General features: G+C 71.7%; 7 protein-coding genes. All 7 read left to right on the forward strand.

Annotation, left to right across the window (positions count from 1 at the left end):
* Positions 1–84 precede the first annotated feature (84 nt).
* The gene (locus BCD49_RS32390) at positions 85–1506 is read left to right on the forward strand and encodes a thiolase C-terminal domain-containing protein (protein WP_051466908.1); all 1422 of its coding nucleotides are present in this window, start codon (positions 85–87) and stop codon (positions 1504–1506) included.
* A 96-nt stretch (positions 1507–1602) separates the two neighbouring features.
* Positions 1603–2346: a phosphatase PAP2 family protein gene (locus tag BCD49_RS32395; RefSeq protein WP_106410210.1), complete on the forward strand. Its 744-nt coding sequence runs from the start codon at positions 1603–1605 to the stop codon at positions 2344–2346.
* A 133-nt stretch (positions 2347–2479) separates the two neighbouring features.
* On the forward strand, positions 2480–4624 hold the full coding sequence (locus tag BCD49_RS32400) for a PEP/pyruvate-binding domain-containing protein (protein WP_007517407.1): 2145 nt from the start codon (positions 2480–2482) through the stop codon (positions 4622–4624).
* Entirely contained in the window at positions 4621–5139 is a 519-nt protein-coding gene (locus BCD49_RS32405) for a hypothetical protein (protein ID WP_071042269.1), read from the forward strand. Before BCD49_RS32400 ends, BCD49_RS32405 begins: the two co-directional genes overlap by 4 nt.
* A 34-nt stretch (positions 5140–5173) precedes the next feature.
* Positions 5174–5548, forward strand: a complete 375-nt coding sequence (locus BCD49_RS32410) for a hypothetical protein (RefSeq protein ID WP_007517409.1) — start codon at positions 5174–5176, stop codon at positions 5546–5548.
* A 1371-nt stretch (positions 5549–6919) separates the two neighbouring features.
* On the forward strand, positions 6920–8050 hold the full coding sequence (locus BCD49_RS32415; RefSeq protein WP_007517411.1) for a pentapeptide repeat-containing protein: 1131 nt from the start codon (positions 6920–6922) through the stop codon (positions 8048–8050).
* A 484-nt stretch (positions 8051–8534) separates the two neighbouring features.
* Positions 8535–9247, forward strand: a 713-nt coding sequence (locus BCD49_RS32420) for a toll/interleukin-1 receptor domain-containing protein (protein WP_116439451.1), incomplete at its 3' end; no start/stop codon positions are given.

The raw sequence follows: 9247 nt of genomic DNA on the forward strand, positions 1-9247 counted from the left end.
GACGCGTCAACGTCCTGCACGCGATCATCCGCAACCGGACCCCCTACCAGGCACCCAACGCAGCCGTCGCCGCTTGACAGACGCATTAGGAAGCCCTACGTCGTCGCCGTCGTCGCGCTGGCGGAGCAGACCGACGTCCGCCTCACCACGAACATCGTCGGCTGCCCGCCGGACGACGTGCACGTGGGCCAGGAGGTCGCCGTCCGGTTCGAGCGGCACGAGGACGTGTGGCTGCCGCTGTTCGAGCCGGCCGGCGGCACCGACCCGGTCGACCGCGTCCCGGCGCCCAGCCGGCCGGTGCCCCGGCCGCCGGTGAGCGAGGAGCGGTTCGAGCACCGGACGGTGCTGTCCGGCATCGGGCGCTCCGCGCTCGGCCGGCGGCTCATGGTCGACCCGCTCTCGCTCACGGTCGACGCGTGCCTCGCGGCCGTCGCGGACGCCGGCCTGACGCTCGCCGACATCGACGGGCTGTCCACCTATCCGGGCGGGGACGGCGCCCTTGGTGGGATGAGCGAGGGCGGCGTCACCGCCGTCGAGGAGGCGCTGCGCCTGCAGCCGACCTGGATCAACGGCGGCATGGACATCCCCGGCCCGGGCGGTGCCGTGATCGCCGCGATGATGGCGGTCGCGAACGGGCTGTGCCGGCACGTGCTCTGCTTCCGGACGGTCTGGGCCTCCACCTTCGCCGCCCTGCAGCGCGGCGGAGGCGGTGGTGGCGAGGGCGGTGGCCGGGTCTCCGGGATGTTCGAGTACCGGGCGCCGTTCGGGGCGATGTCGGCGGCGAACTGGATCGGCATGAACGCCAACCAGTACCTGCACCGCTACGGCGCGACCCGGGAGCTGCTCGGCGCGATCGCGCTGAACGGACGGGCGAACGCGGCCCGCAACCCGGCGGCGATCTACCGGGACCCGATGACGATGGACGACTACCTGTCCGCCCGGATGATCAGCTCGCCGTTCGGCCTGTACGACTGCGACGTGCCCTGCGACGGGTCGATCGCGATCATCGTCTCGGCCGCGGAGACCGCGCCCGACCGGCCCCGGCCGGCGATCCGCGTCGAGGCCGTCGGCACCCAGATCCTCGAGCGCGTCTCCTGGGACCAGGGGACGATCACCCACGAGCCCCAGGTCCTCGGCCAGGCCGCGCACCTGTGGACCAGGACCAGCCTGCGCCCCGCCGACGTCGACGTCGCCCTGCTCTACGACGGCTTCACCTTCAACGCGGTGTCCTGGCTGGAGGCCCTCGGCTTCTGCGGGCTCGGCGAGGCCCAGGACTGGATCGACAAGGGCCGGCGCATCGCCCTCGACGGCGAGCTTCCGCTCAACCCGCACGGCGGGCAGCTCTCCGAGGGCCGCACCCACGGCTTCGGCTTCCTCTACGAGGCGGTCGCCCAGCTGCGCCACGACGCGGGCGAACGCCAGGTCGCCGACGCGCGGACCGCCGTCGTGTCCACCGGCGGCGGCACCCCGTCCGGCGTCCTGCTCCTCCAACGCGACTCCGGCTGACCGCCGCGCGCCCCACCACCCGTTGGGGTGGAGGGGGAGGAAAGGGGACCAGACCGGATCCAGTGGGGCATTGATGGGCCGTTAGTGTGGAGCGGGATGACCGTGACAACGGCTGACGCAGCCCACCCCCTCGTTGTTCATCCTCCCCACGTGCCGACCTCGGCCGCGCCGTTGATGGTCACCGACTGGCGGCGCGTCGCCTCGCTCGCCGGTATCGTGGCCGCCCTGGCGATCACCGCCCACTGGGCCAACCCGGTGCTGGTCCGTGGCTTCGACCACCCCATCGAGCAGTGGGTGATCGACCACCGCTCCCCCGCCCTGAACTGGCTGTTCCGGCGGGCGTCCTTCATCGGCTCGTCGAAGGTCGTGTACACGCTGGGTCCGCTGCTCGGCCTGGCCGCCTGGGCGCGGTGCCGAACCGTCGGCTACACGATCTGGACGGTGACCGCCGCCCGCCCGCTCGTCGAGCACACCATGAAGCTCCTGGTCGACCGGCCCAGGCCGGACATCTCCMGGATGGTCGCCGGCAACGGCCCGTCGTTCCCCTGCGGGCATGTGATGGCCGCCGCCGCGCTCTGGGCGATGGTGCCCATCGTGATCTCGCTGTATGTCTCCTCCCGCTGGATCTGGCGGGCCAGCGTCGCGATGTCCTGCGCGCTGGTGGTGATCATCGGTGCCAGCCGGGTCTATCTCGGCGTGCACTGGCCGTCGGACGTGCTGGCCGGGCTGCTGATCGACGCGCTGTTGCTGGTCGCGGTCGACCGGCTGTTCAACCGCGCCCACGCCGGATCGCCCTGCCGGAGCCGCCGAGGCCGCGTGGACCGGGCCCTGACCCGCTGACCTGCCAGGTTCCGACCGGCCAAAGCAGGGGTCTTCAGGCTGAACGAGTGGTGAACGCCTCATCACCTTCCCGTGTCGTCCGCGATCGGTATGGTCGTTTTCATCGACTTCACATGTTTCGCGGAGGCGGCCCATGGCGGACGGCGGCGGACCTCGCCTCGTCTGGCTGGATGACCCGGCCGCGACCGGTGTCGAGCTGGTCGGGGCCAAGGCAGCCAACCTCGCCGTCTCGGCCGGCGCCGGGCTGCCCGTCATCCCCGGGTTCGTCGTCACCACCCGGGCCAGCGCCGGTCTCGACGGCCCGGGGATCGCCGCCGCCCTGGCCGACGACGACGAGGCGCGCCGGTACTGGGAGCGGCTCACCGACGGCGGCGCCCACCCGCTCGCGGTCCGCTCCTCCTCGGTAGCCGAGGACTCCGAGACCTCCTCGATGGCCGGGCAGTTCCTGTCCGTGCTGCACGTGACCGGGTGGGACGCCTTCGTCAAGGCGGTCGGCGAGGTGGTGGGCTCGGCCCGGATCGGGCCCGAGGCCGCCGGCATGGCCGTCCTCGTCCAGCCGATGGCGCAGGCCCGCCTGGGCGGGGTGATGTTCGGCCTGGACCCGCTGACCGGTGACCGCTCCCGGCTGCTGGTCTCGATGACCGACGGCCTGCCCGAGCTGATCGTCAGCGGCGAGGTCAGCGGCACGAGCGTCGTGCTGTCGCGGTTCGGCCGGCTGAGGTCGGTGGACGGGCCGGTCCCGGCCGCGCTGCACGCCCACGACCGGTTCCGGCTGGCCCGGCTCGCCTGGCGCACCCGCCGGCTGTTCGGCGGGCCGCAGGACATGGAGTGGCTGATCGAGCCGGACGGCACGCTGCGGCTGCTGCAGAGCCGGCCGGTCACCGCCAGCGCCGTACCCGCCCGGCGCAGCCACGTCTTCGGCCCGGGGCCRGTCGCCGAGACGTTCCCGGAGCCGCTGTCCCGCCTGGAGCTGGACCTGTGGGTTCCTCCGTTGGAGGAGGGCCTGGAGGAGGCGCTGCGACTGTCCGGCACCCTGGGCCGCCGCCCGCCCAAGCAGCCCTACGTGCTCGACATCCAGGGCCGGGTCGCGGTCGACCTGGAGGCGCTCGGAGTGCTGCGCCGCCGGCGCTGGTGGACGCCGTTCGACCCCCGGCCCGGCTACCGGCGGCTGCGGGCGGCCTGGCGCATCGGCCGGCTGCGGGTGGCGATGCCGGCCATCGTGGCGGACCTGGCCACCGACGTCGACGACGCCCTGCGGGAGGTGCGGCCCCTGGCCACGCTGGCCGACCACCAGCTGCCGGTGCTGCTGCGCAACACCCGCTCGACGCTGATGGGCGTGCACGCCCACGAGATCCTGGCCGGCCTGTTCCTCAACGCCCGCGCCAGCTCCACCACCGGCGCCGCCGTCGCGGTGGCGACCGTGTCGCTGGCCCGGGAGGACGGCCTCGCCGACGAGGAGATCATCACCCGCTTCCCGGAGGCACTGGCCCTGATCCCGCCGCGCGTCGGCGGCAGTCGCCGGCTTCCGCCGACCCCCGCCTACGTGGGCACCCCCACTGGCGAGGGCGACGATCCGATGGCGCTGGCCCGGGAGACGCTGCGGCTGCGCACGCGCTGGCTGCAGGAGCTCTCCGCCCTGGTCGCGATGGAGCTTGGGCGGCGGATGGCGCGGCGCGGCCAGCTGCACCACGCCGACGACGTCCGCCACCTGACCCTGGACGCGTTGATGACCCTCACCGTCTCGCACAACGTCGCGGTCGCGGTGCCGGCCAGGCCGAAGGAGCCCCTCGTACCGGCGCTGCCCGCGGCGTTCCGGCTCGCCCCGGACGGCAGCCTGGTCGCCGACGGCCGCTCCGGCGCCGGCCCGCGGGGCGTCAGCTCCGGCCGGGCCCAGGCCCCGCTGACCCGCGCCTGGGAGGGCGCCGCCGGCATGATCCTGCTGGTCGAGAACCTGGACCCGACGCTCGCCGCCGTGCTGCCGGACCTGGCCGGGCTGGTCTCGCGCACCGGCAGCCCGCTGAGCCACCTGGCGATCCTGGCCCGCGAGTACCGGGTGCCCACCGTCGTCGGGTTCCCGGACGGGCTCGACGACCTGGCCGAGGGCGAGGTGCTCGTCATCGACGGGGGCGACGGGACGGTCAGCCGGCTGGAGGAGGACGAAGCGGCCGCGACCGGGGCGGACCAGCCGTCGGCCAACGGCTCCGGGCAGAAGACGGAGAAGGCCCGGGCCGGCGGGACCCGGACCGAGCGGGCCGGCCGAGTCGGGGGAGGATCATGAGACGGCTGTTCGTCCTCGGGATCGGCGGGGTGACCCTGCTCGGCTCCGGGCTGTACTTCTTCGTCTACCTGTACCGCTGGGAGTGGAACCGGGCGCTGGTCAGCGGGCTGATCTTCCTGGCGGTGGAGGTGGCGCTGGTCGGACTGGTCGTCTCGTCCCGGCTGACCAGGCTGACCCGGGCGGTGGAGACCTCGGCCGACCACCCCGCCCGCCGCTCCCGCATCGCCGCGCACCTGCGCGAGGCGCCGGACGAGCCGTCGGCGGTCTTCGCCTGGCTGCRCCAGAGCGGTTCGGGTTCATCGGCCCCGGTGTTCATCCCCATCCTGATGGGGACGGGACTGGCCCTGTCCGGCGCGRCCTGGCTGGTCGAACGGATCGGCCGGGCGACCGCCCGCAACAGCTCCGACCCGCACCTGGCCACGCGGATGTCCCGGCTCGGCCCGCCGCCCGGCGGCCTGCTGGACGACAGCACTGACCCCCTGCGGCTGCTGCGCCACCCGGCGTCCCCCCGATGACCGGGGACGCGGCCCTCCGCTGGCCAGCCTCGCGATGAAGACCGCACGCAACGTCGTCATCCTGCTGGTCGTGCTCGGTGGCGTGCTGTTCGGCGTGCACGCGCTGGAGGAGGCGACCGAGTACCACGGCGGCTCGGGCACGGCGGCCACGACGACGGTGGTGTTCACGGTCCAGGGGAAGCGGTTCACCCACGGTTCCGACCTGGCCGCGACGACACTGTGGGAGACGTGCGTCGGGACGCTCGAGTGGTCGGACACGTCCACCCCGGTCCGCCAGGCCGACGGCTCCTACCAGGCGGTGGTCCACCCGTCGCTGCCCGCCGACACCCGCCGCCGGCTGCGCGGCTGCCTGGAGGACCTGACGCTGGACCGCATCCGCGGCTCCGTCACCCGGATGGCCAGCACGTAGCGGACGGCCGTTCCGCCCTCCGGGGGTTGCGCTTGCACGATCCATTCCTCAAAGATCACCGAATGGGTAGGCAAACGGGCGTGCACGCCCGACCAGCGAAGATCGAGCACGCTCAAGAGAAGACCTCCTGACCGGTCAACCGAACGGCACCGAAGATCCCACCCGATCATGGCTAGGCTCGTGATCGGGTGGGATCGTCAGAGCCAGAGCGAGGAACCCTAATTACTCAGGTCTCGCATCGGATCTGGTCATGGGTTGTGGGGCGGATCCCGGCTTCACGCCCGCCACAGCCCATGGGTGGATGGACGTGCGCAGCGGAGCGTCGGGGCAGGCGCCCGGGGGATCCCGGGCGTCGCGTCAGACGTCAGGGGCGCGAAACGGCGCTGGTCGTGACTCTGACGTCGGACAGGATGAACACCCGGCCGCCCGAGCGCCCGGGCGGCGCCCCGACCGGGCCCGGGCCGGGCTCCAGGCGGGGTTGACTCCGCGATCGCCAAGACGATCCCAGGGCGATTGCGTTCTTGCGTGCCAGAGCGAGGAACCGAAATTACTCAAGTCACTACTCGAAGCCGTATATGACACCGGCCACTCGATGCCGCGGCGAATTCCACCGGGGCTCTTGCCCACGATGCCGAGGGATTGGCTGGTGAACCCACGCGGCCTCATCACGGCGACTGTTTCCTCGAAGCTCATACCAAAGCGCAGCGGGCCAACACGCTCGTACGGGACGTAGTCCCACTGCGCACGGGCAGCCTCGTCGAGCACCGGCCACCACATCGAACGATCCCCGTCCCCTCCAGCCAAGCGCAACATCCGGGGCCAAGCCGAGGACGCTGCCGGAAGCACCTCTCTACTACAACGCTCGGCAGCGCCCTGACCCTGGCAGCGCTCAGCGGGCCTCGGACGGCCTACCGATGGATTCGACGGTGGCCCTTCCGGTTCTCAGCGACGCGCCGCCGCTCCGACGCGCGCGGGCGGGTGGCAGACCCGACGCGCCCGGGGTGCCGAGCGAAGCGAGGCGGGGCCCCGGGGCGCAGCGGGGCTGACGGGACCCGCCCGCGCGTCGCGTGCGGCGCAGCGCGGCGCGCGCCCCGAAGGGGCGCCTTGAACCCGTAGAGTTTTTCTGCGATGGCGATCTTCACTTACCCCTGTCCGATCCCATGTGATGCTTTACATCTCGGTCCCACCTGATGCCTGACGGCCGATCCTGCTTGAACCCGTAGAGTTTTTCTGCGATGGCGATCTTCACTTACCCTGTCCGATCCCATGTGATGCTTTACATCTCGGTCCCACCTGATGCCTGACGGCCGATCCTGCTTGACTTTGCCGTTACGCGCCACCGGTCAGCGGCGCAGCGGTACAACCCTCCCCATGACCGACAACGGGGGAGCAGCGAGGCGTTCTGGCCGCCGCTGGCTGCTGACGATCGCCGGTCTTGCGGGGTTGGGTGCGATCGGCGCGGTGGTCGCGATCTGGCATTTGCCGGTCCGGATGTACCCGGGCGGCTCCGATGGCGCTGTTCAGGCTCGGGCCGCGTTGCAGGGCGGCCTGTTGACCGCGGCTGCGGCGCTTACTGCGGTGGCGGGCGCGCTGATCGCGCTGGACGAGACGCGGCAGGCCAACGCCGAAACCAAGCGGGCGAACGAGGCCGCCGATGTTCGCGAACGGGCCGCGACCGCGAACACCCACGTGCGCGAGTTGTACGTGGAGGCGGTGAAGTTGCTCAACGAGCCGGACAACCTCGGGATCCGGCTTGGGGGGATCTACGCGCTGGAACGGATCGCGGTGGACTCGCCGGGCGACCAGCGGACCGTGGTGGAGGTGCTCTCGGCGTTCGTGCGGACCCGCAGCAGCGACCCGGCACTGCGCCCGTCCTCGCCCGGTGCCAGCCCGGCGGAGCGTTCTGGTGCCGACATGCGCGCCGCAGTCCAGGTCCTCGCACGCCTGCCCTACCGCGACGGCATCCCCCGCGCGGACCTCGCTGGCGCCGACCTCACCGGCCCCGCCAGCCTGACGGGCCTCGACCTCGCCTCCGGTGACCTGCGCGACGTCGACCTACGTCAGGCCGATTTCAGGGATGCCCGGCTGTTCTACGCGAACCTGACCGGCGCCCGGCTGCACGGGGCGAACCTGACCAACGCCGATCTGTACCAGGCGGACCTGTCCTTCGCCCGGCTGCACGGGGCGAACCTGACCAGCGCCCGGCTGGAAAGGGCGGACCTGAGTACCGCCGAGCTGAACGAGGCGAACCTGACCAACGGCCAACTGCACGAGGCGGTCCTGTACAGCGCCGTGCTACACGGGGCGAACCTCACCGGCGCCCGGTTGCATGGGGCGAATCTGACCGATGCCCAGCCATATCGGGCCAACCTGACCGGCGCCCAGCTGCACGGGGTGGACCTGAGCCGCGTAGTGAACCTCACGCAGGAGCAGGTGGACGTAGCGGTCGGAGACGCGGAGACGCGCCTGCCGTCGGGGGTAACGCGGCCGGCGTGGTGGTGACACAGGGTGGCTGCGACAGGGATCCACCATGGACCAGTTTTCAACAGGGAAGACACGGAACGTATCGGTACAGCAGGAGACTGGCCGTTGGCGGACCGGAGCAAGTCGGCGCCGAGTACAGCCGCCTGCCACCGACACGACTCCACGTCGACGGGTCCTGCCTGGCCGAGAACCCTGGGGCAAAGCGGAGTTTGCCTGCCCGCCGGAGGAGCCCCGCTCCGTCCGAGCTGTGAAGGGCAAGGCCGCTGTCGACCGTCCAGGCACGGCTGCGCGACCGACCAGGTCGGGCGCGCAGCCTCCACCTTTGCCAGCCGGACGACAGCTAGACTCGTGCACGCCGACCGACCGCTTGCATCAGCAAGCGAGCGGGTACATGCAGGTTAGGCGTTGCCACTGCCCCCTACTCGCGTGATGGTCATCGCTCGTTCTCCCACCGACGCAGGCCGCTCGGCGTCGGTGCGGGTGTAAATGCGAAGATCGGTCCATGGGGGACATGCGGGCCGTGCTGACGTCGCAGGGGTGGGACTTTTTCGTCTCCTATACTCGCGATAACCAGGCCTGGGCTGAGTGGGTGGCCTGGCAGTTGGAGGACGCCGGGTACCGAGTCCTGATCCAGGCATGGGACTTCGTTGCTGGCACGAACTGGCAGTTCCGCATGGACGAAGGCGTTCAACACTCGGAACGGACCATTGCGATCCTGTCCGCCGCCTACCTTAATTCGGTCTACGGCCGCCAGGAATGGCAGGCCGTGCAGGCCGCTGACCCCAATGGTTTCGCCCGCAAACTCCTCCCGATCCGTGTCGAGGACTGCCGTCGCCCGGGTCTTCTCGGCGCAGTCGTGTCCATCGACCTGTTCGACCGGTCCGCCGACGATGCCCGCGGCTACTTGCTCGACCAGATCCGCGGGACCATCGCCGGCCGAGTCAAACCCGCTGCTGCCCCCGCCTTCCCCGTGCCCGCACGGGATGCTCCACCCATCGACGAACCCGCGTTTCCCCCTCCTACCCCGCAGGCGCCCGCCCAGCCACTGGCCATGCCCAGGCGGGTCCGCCAACCTCTCACTGGCCACACCGGCGTCGTATGGTCGGTGGCGTTCGCGGCTGACGGACACGCCCTCGCCACCGGCAGTGGGGACGGCACGGTGCGGCTGTGGGACGTGGCTGATCCCACCCGCCCCCGGCAGATCGGCCAACCCCT

The sequence above is a fragment of the Pseudofrankia sp. EUN1h genome (assembly GCF_001854645.1).
Classification (GTDB): Bacteria; Actinomycetota; Actinomycetes; order Frankiales; family Frankiaceae; genus Pseudofrankia; species Pseudofrankia saprophytica.

What these genes read in the sequence shown, in the direction of transcription:
- BCD49_RS32410 (WP_007517409.1), top strand. Translation starts at nt 5,174, where the DNA reads ATGAAGACCGCACGCAACGTCGTCATCCTGCTGGTCGTGCTCGGTGGC.
- BCD49_RS32415 (WP_007517411.1), top strand. Translation starts at nt 6,920, where the DNA reads ATGACCGACAACGGGGGAGCAGCGAGGCGTTCTGGCCGCCGCTGGCTG.